12 protein-coding genes and 1 pseudogene are annotated in these 16,826 nt (G+C 70.4%); 10 read left to right on the forward strand and 3 right to left on the reverse strand.

Annotated elements, in window-relative coordinates; all coding sequences use genetic code 11:
- Window positions 1–5: 5 nt before the first annotated feature.
- Window positions 6–1,088: an RHS repeat-associated core domain-containing protein gene (locus IE267_RS21510; protein WP_229861357.1), complete on the reverse strand. Its 1,083-nt coding sequence runs from the start codon at window positions 1,086–1,088 to the stop codon at window positions 6–8.
- A 905-nt stretch (window positions 1,089–1,993) separates the two neighbouring features.
- On the opposite strand from IE267_RS21510, the gene IE267_RS21515 reads away from it, so the two are divergent.
- The gene (locus IE267_RS21515) at window positions 1,994–3,484 is read left to right on the forward strand and encodes an eCIS core domain-containing protein (RefSeq protein WP_373304578.1); all 1,491 of its coding nucleotides are present in this window, start codon (window positions 1,994–1,996) and stop codon (window positions 3,482–3,484) included.
- A gap of 138 nt (window positions 3,485–3,622) precedes the next feature.
- Here the strand turns inward: IE267_RS21515 and katG are convergent, their stop codons facing one another.
- Window positions 3,623–5,854 carry a catalase/peroxidase HPI gene (gene katG, locus IE267_RS21520; RefSeq protein WP_167152775.1) on the reverse strand — a complete coding sequence of 744 codons (2,232 nt, stop codon included), beginning with the start codon at window positions 5,852–5,854 and terminating at the stop codon, window positions 3,623–3,625.
- Between the two features lie 793 nt (window positions 5,855–6,647).
- Here katG and IE267_RS21525 point away from each other — a divergent pair.
- The 5 genes from IE267_RS21525 (at window position 6,648) to IE267_RS21545 (ending at window position 10,151) form a co-directional block, all read left to right on the forward strand.
- Window positions 6,648–7,070: a Fur family transcriptional regulator gene (locus IE267_RS21525; RefSeq protein ID WP_167152774.1), complete on the forward strand. Its 423-nt coding sequence runs from the start codon at window positions 6,648–6,650 to the stop codon at window positions 7,068–7,070.
- Window positions 7,071–7,323: 253 nt separating this feature from the next.
- Window positions 7,324–7,713 carry a cell division protein SepF gene (locus IE267_RS21530; protein WP_161251283.1) on the forward strand — a complete coding sequence of 130 codons (390 nt, stop codon included), beginning with the start codon at window positions 7,324–7,326 and terminating at the stop codon, window positions 7,711–7,713.
- Window positions 7,714–7,987: 274 nt separating this feature from the next.
- Entirely contained in the window at window positions 7,988–9,154 is a 1,167-nt protein-coding gene (locus IE267_RS21535) for an AAA family ATPase (RefSeq protein ID WP_229861358.1), read from the forward strand.
- On the forward strand, window positions 9,151–9,534 hold the full coding sequence (locus IE267_RS21540; RefSeq protein WP_189764286.1) for a nucleotide pyrophosphohydrolase: 384 nt from the start codon (window positions 9,151–9,153) through the stop codon (window positions 9,532–9,534). Before IE267_RS21535 ends, IE267_RS21540 begins: the two co-directional genes overlap by 4 nt.
- A 125-nt stretch (window positions 9,535–9,659) precedes the next feature.
- Window positions 9,660–10,151, forward strand: a complete 492-nt coding sequence (locus IE267_RS21545; RefSeq protein WP_167152771.1) for a DUF6099 family protein — start codon at window positions 9,660–9,662, stop codon at window positions 10,149–10,151.
- Window positions 10,152–10,735: 584 nt separating this feature from the next.
- Here IE267_RS21545 and IE267_RS21550 read toward each other — a convergent pair.
- The gene (locus tag IE267_RS21550; protein WP_167150888.1) at window positions 10,736–11,011 is read right to left on the reverse strand and encodes a hypothetical protein; all 276 of its coding nucleotides are present in this window, start codon (window positions 11,009–11,011) and stop codon (window positions 10,736–10,738) included.
- 249 nt (window positions 11,012–11,260) lie between these two features.
- Here IE267_RS21550 and IE267_RS21555 point away from each other — a divergent pair, with 249 nt between their 5' ends.
- From IE267_RS21555 to IE267_RS21570, 4 genes and pseudogenes are all read left to right on the forward strand, one after another.
- On the forward strand, window positions 11,261–12,190 hold the full coding sequence (locus tag IE267_RS21555; RefSeq protein ID WP_167152770.1) for an LLM class F420-dependent oxidoreductase: 930 nt from the start codon (window positions 11,261–11,263) through the stop codon (window positions 12,188–12,190).
- 2 nt (window positions 12,191–12,192) lie between these two features.
- Window positions 12,193–13,179 carry a homocysteine S-methyltransferase gene (gene mmuM / locus IE267_RS21560; protein ID WP_189764287.1) on the forward strand — a complete coding sequence of 329 codons (987 nt, stop codon included), beginning with the start codon at window positions 12,193–12,195 and terminating at the stop codon, window positions 13,177–13,179.
- 565 nt (window positions 13,180–13,744) lie between these two features.
- The gene (locus tag IE267_RS21565; protein WP_189764288.1) at window positions 13,745–15,334 is read left to right on the forward strand and encodes a 3' terminal RNA ribose 2'-O-methyltransferase Hen1; all 1,590 of its coding nucleotides are present in this window, start codon (window positions 13,745–13,747) and stop codon (window positions 15,332–15,334) included.
- 152 nt (window positions 15,335–15,486) lie between these two features.
- Window positions 15,487–16,611 (forward strand): annotated as a pseudogene (locus tag IE267_RS21570) (AAA family ATPase); the annotation flags it as partial.
- Between the last annotated feature and the right edge of the window lie 215 nt (window positions 16,612–16,826).

Here is a 16,826-nt window from a genome sequence, read left to right on the forward strand (position 1 = left end):
GTTCCTCATCTCAAGGGCGTTGCGGGTGGAAGAGTTCCGCCCTTGGGTGTCGGGATCTTGCCGTCGACGATCATATCTCTCGTTACGGCAGGACCGGGGTCGGTTGGTGAGCCACCCCAGGCTGCTGCGCCACTATCATTCTTGGGGCCAGAAGGACCATAGCTGGTGATCACGTTTCCAGCCTTGCCACCCTTGCTCTCCATGACGACGATATCCTCCCCCGTATGGAAGATCAGGCGTTCTGCCCCTCCATTTGAGATGTAAACCCCGTCAGGATTGGAGAGTATTTCGACTTCTCGTTCGGGAGTGAGATGGCCGTGGTACCCGGTTGCCGTTCGGCGTTTTCCTTCCGCTGCCCGGTCGATTGCCTTGTCGATGACCTTGGTCACCTTCGTGCAGTCGTAGAGCCCAAGCGGATCGAATCCGCTAAGTGGATGATTCACATACGCCGCGGGCTGAGGGCCGCCAGCAAGACCCAGGGGGTCTGGTGATAGATAGTTCGCTGTCTCTGGGGAGTAGTAGCGGAAGTAGTTGTAATTGAGCCCGCTCTCGGTATCCGCGTACTGGCCGGGGAAGCGCAGCGAGCAGTACGCGGACGCCTCGGTGTCAGAGGGCGCTGGGTGGTGAATCCCCCACAGACTGGTCCGATGCTGCCAGGCGACGTGACCGTCAGCAGTCACAAGTTCTGTCGGCGTACCGATGGAGTCGGTGATGATGGCGTGGAAGCGGAGGCCGGGGCCGGAGTCCTGGTCTTCAGCCAGCTGGGATAGGTAGGACCTGCCGGGCACGCGGGGGCGATGGTCTGACTGAGTCAGGGGGCGATGGGTGCCAGGGACGTAGTCCCAAGTGGTGGCCCTTCCTTTGGTATCGATCTGTTCCGCCAGGCGAGTGTCGTCCCAGGTGAAGTCTGTACGGTCGGCCTTCGAGCCGTCTTTGGCCAGGCGATATTTGGCTATGCGGCGGCCGAGAGGATGCCGCAGTCCTTCGGCCCCGAGTAGGGACACCGAGCCGTGACGCTCCGGGCGCCCGAGGGAGGGGAGATGAGGCGGAAGAGAGCTCTGACTTGCAGTTTTCCAGACGCCATTCAAGCCGACACTCCTCCGATGACGTATCACGCTGAAGTGATGCCCTCGGAGGCGTCGTGACGCGCTTTCGATGCTCGTTCTGATGGAGTGTCAGATGTGTTGCTCCGCCGGTCAGGGCTCCCGTCACCGCGCTGTGAGCGTTCAGATCGTCGGTCCCCCCGGCTCCCCACCCCTGAGCAGGCTGACCGATGATCCCGCCCGGTCATCACTGCCCGCACCCGACTTCGCCTCGCCCGGGCCCTGGTGGCCGGCCGTCGACCCCTTGGGGAGCAGCCACTGCCGTCACCCCGGCCGCGCCCTGCCTGGTCCGCCGACGGTTTCGTCAGGTCCGGGTCGCAGGGGACACACCGGCAAGCCGCCGCAACCCTGTGGACACTCCACCGGCCAACTCTGGGCGCCCGATGTACCCCCGCACCCCGTCCGTCCAGCATTCACCATCGTGGTAGGACCTGCGGTTCCGCACCCTCAGGGACGGAGTCGAGGCCGAGAGGGGGCGATTCACCTCGACCGCTGCTTCACAGCTCGTACGGGTCCGAACGCAAGTCGGTCACGGGTTCCGCGATGACATCGCGATGTGGATCGGCCGGGAGGGAGCCGGCCGTGCGAGCAGCGAGTCGACCTGTTCCAGGAGAGCCGGACCCCTTTCCTACATGATGTCGATCTTGGGCCCTACGAAGATGCCCAAGTAGGTGTACAGCGCCTCGGTGAGGCCTGCCCTTGTTGAATCCCCGCCTCCCGCACCCCCGTTGCTCACCCCCCCCGGCCGGCGCTTCCCCCTGCCCACCAGGCCACCCCACCCGACCCTTTCGATCACCCACCCCTGCCCTCCTACCCCTTGCATCGCACTCCCGCCCCGCATATTCAGGGAAGTTGACGATGTCAGGCCAGCAAGTCGGAAGAGAGAGCCCGTGCACGATCAGGAGAAGGCCGCCCGGAGCAAGGGCGCCGCTGTCCGTACCGCGGAGGTGGGGCGTGCGGCGGGGCCGTCCGCGCAGCAGCGGGGTGTGCTGGGACTGCAGGGCAGCGTGGGCAATGCCGCCGTCGTGCAGATGCTCCGTCAGGCCGACCACGCCTGGGCCCAGGAGGAGCACCGGCACGGTGCCGGATGCGGCCACCAGCAGGCCGAGTCGGTGCAGCGCTCCGCCGTGCACGACGTGCTGCGCGGGTCGGGCAGTCCGCTCGACGACAGCACCCGTACGGACATGGAAGCGCGCCTGGGCGCCGACTTCTCCGACGTCCGCATCCACGACGACAGTGCCGCCAAGGCATCCGCCGCCGAGGTCGGCGCCCGCGCCTACACCAGCGGCAACCACGTCGTCATCGGCGCGGGCGGCGGCGACAGCCACACCCTGGCGCATGAGCTGACGCACGTCATCCAGCAGCGCAAGGGCCCCGTCGCCGGCACCGACAACGGTGACGGCCTCAAGGTCTCCGACCCGTCCGACCGCTTCGAGCGCGAGGCCGAGGCGAACGCCCACCGGGTCATGTCGTCCGCCCCGCAGGTCGACACGGACGTACAGCGCGAAGCCGCCACCGACGTCCAGCGCGAGGTCGCGCCCGGCCCCGCGGCGGCCTCCCTCCCCGCCGTGCAGCGCGTCTTCGACCAGGACAACCCCGGGAACCCCCAGAACGTCATGACGACCGAACACTGGGAACGCCAGGCCGGGGTCATGGGTGGCGACGGCAAGGCCACGAAGGAGATGACCAAGACCAAGACGGATCTCATGGCGTCGGCCAAGAAGGCGAAGAAGGGCTACAAGGCCGACAAGCCGCGCACGATCGACGAGATCATCAAGACGGTCGGCCCGGCCCTGCTGCAGCAGCTCCAGGGCCTGCCGGAGACGTCCGGGCGACTGGAGCTGTACCGGTCGATGAGCCTCGGCGAGGCGCAGAGCATCCTGGGCTACTGGGGTACCGCCGAAGCCCGTACCGCCGTCGAGGAGTACATCCGGGGCGGCGAGGGCTCGGCCAAGGACTTCCGCACGCAGGGGCTCAAGGGCATGACCGTCGGCTCCCACCTCGGCGACAGCGGTCAGGCGGACGCCTACTACGCCATGATGACGGAGAACTACCAGGTCCAGCTGCGCTTCACGCTGAAGCCCGGGGCTCACCAACTGCTGTTCAACTCGGACCACATGGCTCTCGGGCCCGGCTACAAGACCGAGCTGATCCGCAAGGGCGAGGGCGGCGGCCACAAGAAGGCGAACGCCAACGAAGGCACGCTGCCCGGCTACATCGGGGTGAAGGCGGAGGACAACGAGCCCTACAGCATCGGCATCGCGCAGGGCGCCAACGGCAAGAACGGCCGTGAAGTGGGGCCGAGCCAGCTGCTGTTCCAGCTGTTCCTGCAGGACGTCTCGCTGGTGAAGGACAAGACGAACACCCTGGGCGGAGAGTAGGTCACCGTGTGATGCGGCGAACGGCGAAGTCCTCTCCGGCGAACGTGAGTTGACGATGGCCCCTGACGGAACGTCAGGGGCCATCGAGGGCGTCCGGTTCACTGGGGCCGGCCGTACCGGCTGGCCCCAGTGGGTGGATCAGACGAGGTCGAACCGGTCCAGGTTCATGACCTTCGTCCACGCCGCCACGAAGTCGCGTACGAACTTCTCCTTCGCGTCGTCGCTCGCGTACACCTCGGCGACCGCGCGCAGCTCCGAGTTGGAGCCGAAGACCAGGTCGGAACGGGTGCCGGTCCACTTGACGTCGGACGAACCGGTCTCGCGGGCCTCGAAGGTGTTCTGGTCGGCGGACGTCGACTTCCACGTCGTGCCCAGGTCGAGCAGGTTGACGAAGAAGTCGTTGGTCAGCGTTCCCGGCCGGTCCGTGAACACGCCGTGCGCGGACTGCTGGTGGTTGGCGCCGAGCACGCGCAGACCGCCGACGAGGACGGTGAGCTCCGGGGCGCTCAGGGTCAGCAGGTTCGCCTTGTCGAGCAGGAGGAACTCGGCCGGAAGCCGGTTGCCCTTGCCCAGGTAGTTGCGGAACCCGTCGGCCGTCGGCTCCAGGGCGGCGAAGGACTCCACGTCCGTCTGCTCCTGCGAGGCGTCGACGCGGCCCGGCGTGAAGGGCACCTCGACGCTGACCCCGCCGTCCTTGGCGGCCTTCTCCACGCCCACCGAACCGGCCAGCACGATCAGGTCGGCGAGCGAGACCTGCTTGCCGCCGGACTGGGCCGAGTTGAACGCCGACTGCACGCCCTCCAGGGTGCGCAGGACCGTCGCGAGCTCGTCGGGCTCGTTGACCTCCCAGCCGCTCTGCGGCTGCAGCCGGATGCGCGCGCCGTTGGCGCCGCCGCGCTTGTCGCTGCCGCGGAACGAGGACGCCGACGCCCACGCCGTCGACACCAGCTGGGACACGGTCAGGCCCGAGGCGAGGATCCGCTCCTTGAGGGAGGCGATGTCCTGCGCGTCGACCAGGTCGTACGTCCGGGCCGGCAGCGGGTCCTGCCACAGCAGTTCCTCGGCCGGGACCTCCGGGCCGAGGTAGCGCACGAAGGGGCCCATGTCGCGGTGGGTCAGCTTGTACCAGGCGCGGGCGAACGCGTCCGCGAACGCCTCGGGGTTCTCCAGGAAGCGCCGCGAGATCTGCTCGTACGCCGGGTCGACGCGCAGCGAGAGGTCGGTCGTCAGCATCGTCGGGGCGTGCTTCTTCGCCGCGTCGAACGCGTCCGGCACGGTGTCCGAGCCCGCGCCGTCCTTCGGCCGCCACTGGTGCGCGCCCGCGGGGCTCTTGAACAGCTCCCACTCGTAGCCGAAGAGGATCTCGAAGAAGCTGTTGTCCCAGGCGGTCGGCGTGTTCGTCCAGATGCCTTCCAGGCCACTGGTGATCGCATCGGCGCCCACACCGGTGCCGTGGGTGCTCTTCCAGCCGAGGCCCTGCTGTTCGAGCCCGGCGGCCTCGGGGTCGTCGCCGACGGCCTCGGAGGGGCCCGCACCGTGGGTCTTGCCGAAGGTGTGCCCGCCGGCGATCAGGGCGACGGTCTCCTCGTCGTTCATCGCCATGCGGCGGAACGTCTCGCGGATGTCGCGCGCGGCGGCGAGCGGGTCCGGGGTGCCGTTGGGGCCCTCGGGGTTGACGTAGATGAGGCCCATCTGGACGGCGCCGAGCGGGTTCTCCAGCTCGCGGTCGCCGGTGTAGCGCTGGTCGTCGAGCCAGTTGGTCTCGGGGCCCCAGTACACGTCCTCGTCGGGCTCCCACACGTCCGCGCGGCCGCCGGCGAAGCCGAACGTCTTGAAGCCCATCGTCTCCAGGGCGACGTTGCCGGTGAGGATCAGGAGGTCGGCCCACGAGATGCTCTGGCCGTACTTCTTCTTGACCGGCCACAGCAGCCGGCGGGCCTTGTCGAGGCTCACGTTGTCCGGCCAGCTGTTGAGCGGCGCGAACCGCTGCTGCCCGGCCCCGGCGCCGCCCCGGCCGTCACTGATGCGGTACGTGCCCGCACTGTGCCACGCCATGCGGATCATCAGCGGGCCGTAGTTGCCGAAGTCGGCCGGCCACCAGTCCTGCGAGGTGGTGAGCACCTCGGCGATGTCCCGCTTGACCGCCGGGAGGTCGAGGGCCTTGAACGCCTCGGCGTAGTCGAACTCCTCGCCGAGCGGGTTCGCCACGGCCGGGTTCTTGGCGAGGATCTTCAGGTTCAGCCGCTCCGGCCACCACTGGCGGTTTCCGCCGCCCTGGGTCGGGTGCGGGGCGCGCTCGTGCGCGACCGGGCAGCCGCCCGTGCCTTCCAGTTTGGGGTCGGTGACGATTGCATCGGGGTTCTCGGACATGGCAATCCTTCTTGACTCGGTGGATCACGGTGCTGAGGAACTGCGGGCGGTGAAACGGCCGTGACGCGGGCCTCGCCGAACGTCCGCGGCCTCGTTACGGTCACGGGGCCGGGCTGGTCAAGTAGCGTGCCGCGCACACGACTTGGCAGGACAATACGGCCCACGCGATCACACGCCCCGGAAGGCGGCGAGGTGGCGGCGGGGCGGCTGTTGACCCGGGTGGTCATGGGCGGGGCGGCGCACGGGGCGGAGCCCGGCACCTTCGCGGCGGCGATCCCCCATGACGTCTGTGTCTCCCGGGTGGGTTGGGTCCTGTTGCGGGTGGGACCGGAGTCTTCCGATCCCTAGGCTAGCGGCGTCATCGATCCTACGATGGACCTTGTCCAAGTCAAGAAGTACACCAAATCCGTATCCCTTCGGGTCTCGGGATCCCGCACGGCCGACGGTCCCCTCGGGTCCTGGGAATCCCGCACGGGCCGACGGGAATCTCGTGGGGAACCGGGGGAACCCGCTGGAGCCGATGGATCTTTGCGGGTCTTGGCGGGTTCTGACGGGCCCTACGGAAGGCGGGAGCGCCCTGGCACACTTCGCCTGTCGCGTCGACGCCTGTCGCACTGGCACCCGAACCGTCACCGCCGGAACCATCGACCCCTGAACCGTCGACTCCTGAACCGTCGGCTCCTGAACCGTCGGCTCCTGAACCGTCGGCTCCTGAACCGTCGACTCCTGAACGTCGACTCGTCCCACTGTTGACTGACCCATCGACCCCTGAACCGTGGACAGGTGAACCGGTATGAGTGACCTGCTCGAACGGCTGCGAGGGCGCGGCTGGCGGATGACTTCCCAGCGGCGCGTCGTCGCGGAGGTACTGTCCGGCGATCACGTGCACCTGACCGCCGACGAGGTGCACGGCCGTGCGGCGCAGCGGCTCCCCGAGATCTCCCGGGCGACCGTCTACAACACGCTCGGCGAACTGGTCTCGCTCGGCGAGGTCCTTGAGGTCTCCACCGACGGCCGGGCCAAGCGCTACGACCCCAACGCCCACCAGCCCCACCAGCATCTGGTCTGTTCCCAGTGCGGCATCATCCGCGACGTCCACCCCGTCGGCGACCCGTTGGACGACCTCCCGGCCGGGGAGCGCTTCGGCTTCACGCTGGCCGGGGCCGAGGTCACCTACCGCGGCCTGTGCCCGGCCTGCACCCAGAACCCGGCCTGAGTCCAGGTCTCGTCCTGAGTCCAGAACAGAACCCGGCCTGAATCCAGGACTCGTGCCGAGTTCAGGGCCTCCCTGAGCCCGGGACCCGTCCTGAGCCCGGGATGCGTCCTTGGCCCGGGACCCGTCCTGCGCCCGGCTCCGTCCGGGAATGAGTCATAGCCGACACCCCGCGAGCCGTGTCGAAGTTGGGCTGAACGGGTGACCGGCGTCATCATGGCCGGATGCAGATACAGCACGTGGGCGAGGTGGTCCGGTGAGCAGGTACGACGTCACCGACGAACAGTGGGAGGGGCTCGCCCAGGTCGTGCCGCTGCGCGGCCGCAACGAATGGCCGTCCAGAGCGGATCACACCACGATCCCCGGCGACTACGCGACCGTCGAACAGCGGCGCTTCGTCGTCCTGCGCGTACAGATCTTCGCGGATGCCCGTGAAGTGGCCGAATACCTCATCGCCCAGATCCCGGTCCTGCTCGACCTGACCGGCGCCGACCCCGAAGTCGCCAAGCGCATCCTCGACTTCAGCACCGGTGTCGTCTTCGGCCTCGGCAGTGGAATGCACCGCGTCGACCGCAATGTCTTCCTGCTCGCGCCGGCCGGCACCGAAGTGGAAGGCATCGCCGCGGCGGCCGTCCCGCACCCCTGACACCGCAGCCGCGCCCGCGTTCGTGAGGGCACGGGTACCGGCGGCGTCCCGCATTCCCGGCGGTCCCGGTGGCCGTGACGGCCCCGGCGGCCGCGCCACCCGACATCCTGCTCTCGCCCGCTCGACCACCCCGCCCGCTCCACCCCCGGGCCCGTCCCGTTCGCTCCACCGCCCCGCCCAGGACCGTCCCGCAGCGCTGTGCCGTCCCTCATTCGTAGGAAGGTCAACGAGGCGGAACGGTTCGTCAGTTTTCGGGCTGCGTACGGTCCCGGTCATGACCACCGCGACCACCAACAGTGACCGAACCGGCCGACCCGATCGACCCACCGTCACCGAATTACGACTCTCCGCCTTCCGGACCCACCGCGGCGCGGCCATCCCGCTCGGCCCCCTCACTCTGGTCACCGGGCCCAGCGGCAGCGGCAAGTCCAGTGTCCTGGAAGCGTTCGAGGCCCTTGCCAGGCTCGGCTCCGGCGCTGCGCTCGGCCAGGTGTTCCGCGACCCCGCGGGCTGCGTGCCCGAACGCGCCGAGGCCGACGAGCAGGGCCGCCGCGGCTTCCGGATCGGCTGCACCGTCGACGGGCCGGCCGGGCCCGTCCGCCTCGATCTCGCCGTTCAGGCCGAACCGGAACTCCGCGTCGTCGGCGAACGTTTGACGAGCGAAGGGCAGACCCTGCTCAGCACCGCACTGCGCGATCCGAGCCGCTCCACCGTCCAGGCGGCCTGGCACACCGCGGGCGCGGTCCCCGTCACGCGCGCACCGCTGCCCGACGACCGGCTCGGCACCGCGCTCCTGCCGCTGCGCGTCGCGGGCAAGACCGAAGGACAGTTGCGCGTTCTGGCCGCCGCCGAACAAGTCGTCGTGGCCCTGCGCTCGGTCTTCCCCTGCGACCCCCAGCCCCAGCGGATGCGGGCGCCCGTCGTCCCCGCCCAGGCCGCCGGTGACGGCCGGCTGCGGCGCGGCTGTGACAACCTCGCCGAAATCCTGCGGCGCACCCGCACCGAATGCGGCATCCGCCACGGCCGCCTCGTCGCCGCGGCCAGGGCCGGCTGCGTCGGCCCCGTCACGGGCCTCACCACCGAGGAACTCGCCGACGGCACGGTACGAGCCGTTCTCGCACGCGGTGCGGCCCGGCACGGCACCCCCGTGGACCGGCTGGGCGAGGGCGAACTGCGCTACCTCGCCCTCGCGCTCGTCCTGCTCACCGGGCCCGGAGTCCTGGCTGTCGACACCGTCGCCGAGGTGCCGCCCGCCATGCAGACCCTGACGATCCTCGCCGACGGCCTGGACCGCGCGCTCGACCCGCGCCAGAGCCGCGAACTCATCGCGCTGGCCGCCGAGATGTGCGCCCGCGGCCACATCCGGCTGCTCGCGGCCGTAGGCGACGGCGTGAGCGCCCCGAAGACCGACGGAACGACGGTGGTAGACCTGGGGCCGTGAACCAGGAACTCGACGTACCGGCCCTGCAGCGCAGACTCGCGGCCTTCGCCGCCGCCCGCGACTGGCAGCCGTACCACACCCCGAAGAACCTCGCCGCGGCCCTCAGTGTCGAGGCCTCCGAACTGCTCGAAATCTTCCAGTGGCTGACCCCCGAGCAGTCGGCCCGGGTGATGGCCGACCCGGACACGGCCCACCGTGTCAGCGACGAGGTGGCAGACGTCCTCGCCTATCTGCTCCAACTGTGCGACGTGCTCGGAATCGACGCCCTGGCCGCCCTCTCCGCCAAGATCGACCGCAACGAACTCCGTTTCCCCGCACCGGAACCGCTCAAGCCGCCGAACAACTCGCCGACGAACACGGAGAGTCACTCTTTCGAGTGACCGAGATACTCACAATCGGCTTGCTGTGCACAGATTTCCGATTTCCTCTGGCTTTCCGGGCCACTGAAGCTCACGCTAGGTAGTGGACGCGACGCTCGTGTCCGCCATACGAACGGGGAAAGCGGATGGATGCGGTACGGCTCCTGAAAGTCAGCCAACACGCCCTGGCCCAGAACCGGGACGTCCTCGACATCGTGGCCGAGGCCTGGCAGGCACAAGCCCTCGCCCAGGCCATCGGCGGCCACCTCGCGACCACCGGGCCGCCGGAACTCCGGGGCGAGGCCCGCGGCCTCAGCGAGGCCGGCAGCCGGGGCTGCGCCGTCCTCGACCACCCGGGCCTGCGCCAGGGCGGCGTCCGTGCGTCCCAGCTCTCCGAAGTGACGGACGCGGCAAGTGCGTTGACCTCCTTGGGGGCCCTGCTCGGCGATGTCGCGATGGCCCTCGTGTCGGTGGCCTGCGCGACCGACGACGAGGGGCTGTACTGGCAGTGCATGGAGGCCATCGACGCCGCCGACGAATCGAGCGACCGCGTCCGCGGGATGCTGCGCCGGCTGGCCTTACGGGACGGGGACAGATCGGCCGAGGCGCTACGCAAATCGGCGACGGGTCCGCCATGACGCGGGCAGTGCCCCGGCCCGGCTGCGGGGCGGCTTCACGAACGGCTCGGGTGCCGGACTGGCTACCGCTCGGCTGCCGGGTCGGTCGATGGGTCACGCGACGGTCCGGGCGACGGATCGGAGGACGGGCCGGGCGGACGGGTCGGGAACGGGGCCGGGGGACGTTTTGGGAAAGGGGCCCGAGGACGGTTCCCGAGGGCGGTTGGGAAGGGGCCGGAGGATTCGAGTGCGGGGGACAGGGAGTGCGGAGGAGCATCGAGCGCCGGAGAGCCGACCGACTGCTGGCGAACCGTGGATATGCGGGCATCAACTGGCCTGCACGGGAAGGAGGTTCGTGTACCAGGCGCCGCGGAAGGCGGCGGCATATCGGGCGCGTTGAACGCGGCGGCCACGTCGGGGGGATCGGGTGGTTCGGGTGCAGCGGGCGCGTTGGGCGCGGCGGCCACGTCTGGGCGGCGGATGGCGCCGAGTCGTCCCGCGACGGTGGCGAAGGAGTACCGGACCCCGGGCCCGCACTCCGCTCAGCCGCCGCCACCCTCGCCGGACCACTGGCTGCCCGAGGATCACCCCCGGGCCCGGGCCTCCTAGCGGCTCTCGCCTCCGCGCTGCCCGCGCTGCTCGCTGCCGTGCGCCGACTGAGCCTCCTGTGCCTGCTGCGGCTCGTCCGAGCCCTGGTCGGACGGGGTGCGCTCGGCGGTGGACTGCAGATCCGCGTCGAGCTGCGTCAGATCGGCGCTCAATGCCGCCATCAGCTCTTCCATCTGCTGCAACAGCCCCTTCGGCGCACCCTCCCGCCCGGCTGCGGACTGCGGCGCCGACTGCTGCGGCACAGTCTGTTCGGGCACGGCTTCCTGGGACATGGCGGCCTCCTCGGCCCAAGCCCTCCCGCGGGGCGGGCGGGGCGGAGAATCGGTCGACGCACCGGCCAAGGCCGCCGACACGCGGGCCGGGCGGTCCGGCTCCGCCCGAGCCAACGAACGTTCGGCGATAACGTCACTGGTCAGAGGGGTCGCGACGGGCCGGAACAACGAATATTCACCCGACCGGGCTTTCGTTGAGCAGGTGGCGCGAACGGGGTTGACGGCGGTCCGACGGTGCAGGATGGAGACATGGATCTTCGCATCTTCACCGAGCCCCAGCAGGGCGCCGGCTACGACACCCTCCTGACCGTCGCCAAGGCCACCGAAGACCTCGGCTTCGACGCCTTCTTCCGCTCCGACCACTACCTCCGCATGGGAACCGCCGACGGCCTCCCGGGCCCGACCGACGCCTGGATCACGCTGGCCGGGCTCGCCCGCGAGACCAAGCGGATCCGCCTCGGCACCCTCATGACGGCCGGCACCTTCCGGCTGCCGGGCGTACTCGCCATCCAGGTCGCCCAGGTCGACCAGATGTCGGGCGGCCGGGTCGAACTCGGCCTGGGCGCCGGGTGGTTCGAGGAGGAGCACAAGGCGTACGGCATCCCCTTCCCGAAGGAGAAGTTCGCCAGACTGGAGGAGCAGCTGGCCATCGTCACCGGACTCTGGGCCACCGAGGTGGGCCGCACCTTCGACTTCAACGGAACCTACTACCAGCTCAGCGACTCTCCCGCGCTGCCCAAGCCGGCGCAGGCCAAGGTGCCCGTCCTGATCGGCGGACACGGGGCGACCCGTACACCGCGCCTCGCGGCGCAGTACGCGGACGAGTTCAACATCCCGTTCGCCTCCATCGAGGACAGCGAGCGGCAGTTCACCCGGGTACGGGCGGCGGCCGAGGCCGCCGGACGCCGGGCGGACGACCTCGTGTACTCCAACGCGCTGGTCGTCTGCGTAGGCAAGAACGACGCGGAGGTGGCCCGGCGGGCCGCCGTCATCGGACGGGAGGTGGAGGAACTCAAGGCCAACGGACTCGCGGGTTCACCCGCCGAGGTCGTGGAGAAGATCGGCAAGTACGAGGCGACCGGCTCGTCCCGCATCTACCTCCAGCTGCTCGACCTCGACGACCTGGATCAGCTCGAACTGATCTCCTCGCAGGTGCTGCCGCAGCTGACCAGGGCCTGACGGTGCGGCCCGCCCGGACACTCGCAGCGGCTCTCGCCGAGGGGGCGGTCGTCCTCGACGGGGGACTCTCCAGCCAACTGGAGTCCCAGGGCTGCGACTTGAGTGACGAGCTGTGGTCGGCCCGGCTGCTCGCCGACGACCCGCGGCAGATCCAGGCCGCGCATGCGGCCTACGCGAGGGCGGGCGCCCAGGTCCTGACCACGGCCGGCTACCAGGCCACCTTCGAGGGCTTCGCCCGACGAGGACTGAGCCACGGAGAGGCGGCGCGACTCCTGGCCAGGAGTGTTGAACTGGCGCGCGGGGTCGGGGAGTTGGACGGGCCCGGGGATTCGGGTGGGGTGGGGGAGTCGGGCGGGGTGGGGCGGGGGAGGGGGGAGGGGGGAGACCCCCCGACCCCCGAGCTCTGGGTAGCCGCCTCCGTCGGCCCCTACGGCGCCTTCCTCGCCGACGGCAGTGAGTACCGGGGGCGGTACGGGCTGAGCGTGCGTGAGCTGGAGCAGTTCCATCGGCCGCGCATCGAGACGCTGGTCGCGGCGGAGCCCGACGTGCTGGCGCTGGAGACGGTGCCGGACGCCGACGAGGCGGAGGCGCTGTTGCGGGTGGTCGAGGGGTGCGGGGTGCCGGTGTGGCTCTCGTACAGCATCGAGGGCAGGCGGACCCGGGCAGGTCAGGATCTGGCCTCGGCGTTCGCCCTGGTGGCGGGCCTCGATCAGGTGATCGCGGTCGGGGTGAACTGCTGCACCCCCGCCGACGCCGACCGGGCGGTGCCCCTCGCGGCCTCGGTCACCGGCAAGCCGGTGGTGGTCTACCCGAACAGCGGTGAGCGATGGGATGCGGAGGGGCGGCGCTGGGCGGGTGGGGCGACGTTCGACGTGGGGCGTGTGGGGGAGTGGTTGGCGGCGGGGGCGCGGCTCGTCGGCGGGTGCTGCCGGGTGGGGCCCGCGGAGATCGCCCAGCTGGCGGCCCGGGTGCGCGGGCGGGCAGCGTAGGGCTGCCCCGTACGTCGGCGGTCGGGCGGCCCGGGTGCGCTGGCGGTCGGGCGGTACGGCCGCCGGACCGATGCCCGATGCCCGATGCCCGACGCCCGTGTCGGCCGGGGCACGAGGCGGGCCCCGGCCACGGCGCCCGTCGGCCCGGGCTCAACGCGGCTCGCGTCCTGCCCCTGCGCGGGGTCCCTGCGCGGGGTTCAACGCCGACCCCCGCCCGGCCAAGCCGTGCTCAACGTCGGTACTGTGCCGCGTCCTTGCCCGATCCCGCGCCCTCGGTCTGCTCTGCTGCTGAGCCTTGTCCGATCCCGATCCCGATCCCGATCCCGATCCCGATCCCGATCCCGATCCCGATCCCGATCCCGCGCCCTCGACCTGCTCCGCTGCCCCTGGTCCTTGACCGATCCCGCTGCTCCCGGGGGGTGCCGGGCCGCTGGCCTCCGGGCCTTGCCCGACCCACTGCCCCGGGTGTTGCCGGACCCGCCGGCCTCCGGGGCTTGCCCGGTCCCGTGTCGTGCTCGGGGAAAACCGCTGGTGGGAGCGGAGGTAGCCGCGTGATACTCGCGGGGTGTTCCTGACGATAACCACCACCGGCACCCCTGAAAGCCCTGCTACCGACCTCGGTTTCCTGCTGCACAAGCATCCCGACAAGGCGCAGCGCTTCTCCACCTCCCACGGCACGGCGCACGTCTTCTACCCCGAGGCGTTCGTCGAGCGCTGCACGGCCGCGCTGCTTCTGGAGGTGGATCCCGTCGCCCTCGTGCGACGGGGTCAGGGCAAGGGCCGGGGCGGTGCGCCCGACGCGGCGCTCGCGCAGTACGTCAACGACCGCCCGTACGCGGCGTCCTCGCTGATGTCCGTCGCGCTGGCCGGCGTGTTCAAGAGCGCGCTGCGCGGGGTGTGCGCCGCGCAGCCGGAGCGGGCGGCGGCGCCTCTGCCGCTGCGCGTCGAGGTACCGGCGCTGCCCGCGCGGGGCGGCGCGGAGCTGGTGCACAAACTGTTCGGGCCGCTCGGCTGGAGCTCGGTGAGCGCCGAACCGATCGCGCTCGACGAGCGGTTCCCCGAGTGGGGCGACTCGCGCTATGTGCGCCTCGTTCTGGAGGGTGAGCTCCGACTCGCCGACGCGCTACGGCAGTTGTACGTCCTGCTGCCCGTGCTCGACGACGCCAAGCACTACTGGGTCGCGCCGGACGAGGTCGACAAGCTGCTGCGGGCAGGGGACGGCTGGCTGGCCGACCACCCCGAGCAGAAGCTGATCACCAGCCGCTATCTGTCGCGCCGTTGGGGCCTGGCCCGTCAGGCGATGGAACGTCTTGAGCTGGTGCGACTCGCGGAGGCGGACGGTCTGGACGTCGAGCAGATCGACAACGCCGTCGACGAGAGCACCGACACGGCCGAGAAGCCGGTGCCGCTCGCCGCGCAGCGCCGTGCCGCGATCCTCGCGACCCTGGAGGCGGCCGGGGCGAGCCGGGTGCTCGATCTCGGCTGTGGACAGGGGCAGTTGGTGCAGGAACTCCTCAAGAACGCGCGCTTCACCGAGGTCGTCGGGGTCGACGTGTCCATGCGGGCGCTGACCGTCGCCGCGCGGCGGCTGCGCACCGATCGGATGACGGAGCGTCAGGCGGAGCGGCTGACGCTGATGCAGGGCTCGTTGGCGTACACGGACAAGCGACTGAAGGGATACGACGCCGCCGTGCTCAGCGAGGTGATCGAGCACCTGGACCTGCCGAGGCTGCCGGCGCTCGAGTACGCGGTGTTCGGGTCGGCCCGGCCGCGCACCGTGATCGTGACGACGCCGAACGTCGAGTACAACGTCCGCTGGGAGACGCTGCCCGCCGGGCACGTGCGCCACGGGGACCACCGGTTCGAATGGAGCCGTGCCGAGTTCGCGGCGTGGGCGAGTGCCGTGGCCGAACGGCACGACTACGCAGTGGAGTTCGGGCCCGTCGGCCCGGACGACCCTGAGGTGGGCCCGCCCACCCAGATGGCGGTGTTCACCCTGGCCGCCGAGGACCACCAAGGCGACCTCGCCCCCGCGGTGACCCGCACCTTCACCACCGAATCCACCGAATCCACCGAACCCACCGAATCCCCCACCCCCACCGAACCCACCACCCCCACCGCCCCGACTACGCCGAAGGAGGCGACGGCAGCATGAGTTCCGAGACTGACACCGAGACTGACACCGAGACGGACACCGAGGCGAAGACCGGCACCAGTGCGCACGCCCCCGCCGCCCCTGCCATCTCCGCCGCCCCTGCCATCTCCGGCGCCCCGGCCATCTCGGACGCCCCGGACACCCCCGAAGTCTTGCCCGCCACGAGTCGCCCCCGGGCCCTCCCCGTCACCGATCTCTCGCTCGTCGTGCTCGTCGGGGCCACCGGATCGGGCAAGTCGACGTTCGCGCGGCGGCACTTCAAGGCGACCGAGGTCATCTCCTCGGACTTCTGCCGGGGTCTCGTCGCGGACGACGAGAACGACCAGGGCGCCTCCCGGGACGCCTTCGATGTGCTGCACTACATCGCGGGGAAGCGGCTCGCCGCGGGCCGGCTGACCGTGGTCGACGCCACGAACGTGCAGCCCGAGAGCCGCAAGCAGCTGGTGCGCCTCGCCCGCGAGCACGACGTGCTGCCGATCGCGATCGTCCTGGACCTGCCGGAGGACGTCTGCGCGGAGCGGAACGCGCAGCGCCCCGACCGGGCCGGAATGCCCCGGCACGTGATCGGCCGGCACCGGCGGGAACTGCGGCGCGGGCTGCGGGGGTTGGAGCGCGAGGGCTTCCGCAAGGTGCACGTCCTGCGGAGCGTGGAGGAGGTGGAGCGCGCCGAGATCGTCATCGAGCGGCGCTACAACGACCTCAGGCACCTCACGGGTCCCTTCGACATCATCGGTGACATCCACGGCTGCCGGTCCGAACTGGAGTCCCTGCTGGGCAAGCTGGGGTACGTCGACGGCGTCCACCCCGAGGGGCGCACCGCGGTCTTCGTGGGAGACCTCGTCGACCGCGGGCCCGACAGCCCCGGCGTGCTGCGCCGTGTGATGGGCATGGTCGCCGACGGCAACGCGCTGTGCGTCCCGGGGAACCATGAGAACAAGCTCGGGCGTTACCTGAAGGGACGGAACGTCCAGCACACGCACGGCCTTGCGGAGACCATCGAGCAGCTGGAGAAGGAGGACGAGGGCTTCAGGGAGCAGGTGAGGGAGTTCATCGACGGGCTCGTCAGCCACTATGTGCTCGACGGCGGCAGCCTCGTCGTGTGTCACGCGGGTCTGCCCGAGAAGTATCACGGGCGCACTTCGGGCCGGGTCCGCTCGCACGCCCTGTACGGGGACACGACCGGCGAGACCGACGAGTTCGGCCTGCCGGTGCGCTACCCGTGGGCGGAGGACTACCGCGGCCGGGCGGCGGTCGTGTACGGACACACTCCCGTGCCGACCGGTGTGTCACCGGGACTAACAAGGCTACCACTAGCCTGACCTGCGGAAACGAGATCGTCCAGGTCAAGGAGCAGGCGCAAGCTCTCGGCTTCAGGGCCAGGGACGCCGTCGAGAACTTCCGCGAGAAGTTGGCGCTGGCGGGGGGTGACTGTGATCGTCCGCGAGTCCTCACCGCCTGCCTGCTGAGCAACCAGCTTGCGCATCCGCCGGGC

The sequence above is a fragment of the Streptomyces xanthochromogenes genome, assembly GCF_014650455.1.
GTDB classification, from domain to species: domain Bacteria; phylum Actinomycetota; class Actinomycetes; order Streptomycetales; family Streptomycetaceae; genus Streptomyces; species Streptomyces xanthochromogenes.

Excerpts from the sequence above, each read along its gene's own strand:
- IE267_RS21525 (WP_167152774.1), top strand. The coding sequence starts at position 6,648 with ATGAGTGACCTGCTCGAACGGCTGCGAGGGCGCGGCTGGCGGATGACT.
- katG (WP_167152775.1), bottom strand. The coding sequence starts at position 5,854 with ATGTCCGAGAACCCCGATGCAATCGTCACCGACCCCAAACTGGAAGGC.
- IE267_RS21545 (WP_167152771.1), top strand. The coding sequence starts at position 9,660 with ATGGATGCGGTACGGCTCCTGAAAGTCAGCCAACACGCCCTGGCCCAG.
- IE267_RS21535 (WP_229861358.1), top strand. The coding sequence starts at position 7,988 with ATGACCACCGCGACCACCAACAGTGACCGAACCGGCCGACCCGATCGA.
- IE267_RS21555 (WP_167152770.1), top strand. The coding sequence starts at position 11,261 with ATGGATCTTCGCATCTTCACCGAGCCCCAGCAGGGCGCCGGCTACGAC.
- IE267_RS21550 (WP_167150888.1), bottom strand. The coding sequence starts at position 11,011 with ATGTCCCAGGAAGCCGTGCCCGAACAGACTGTGCCGCAGCAGTCGGCG.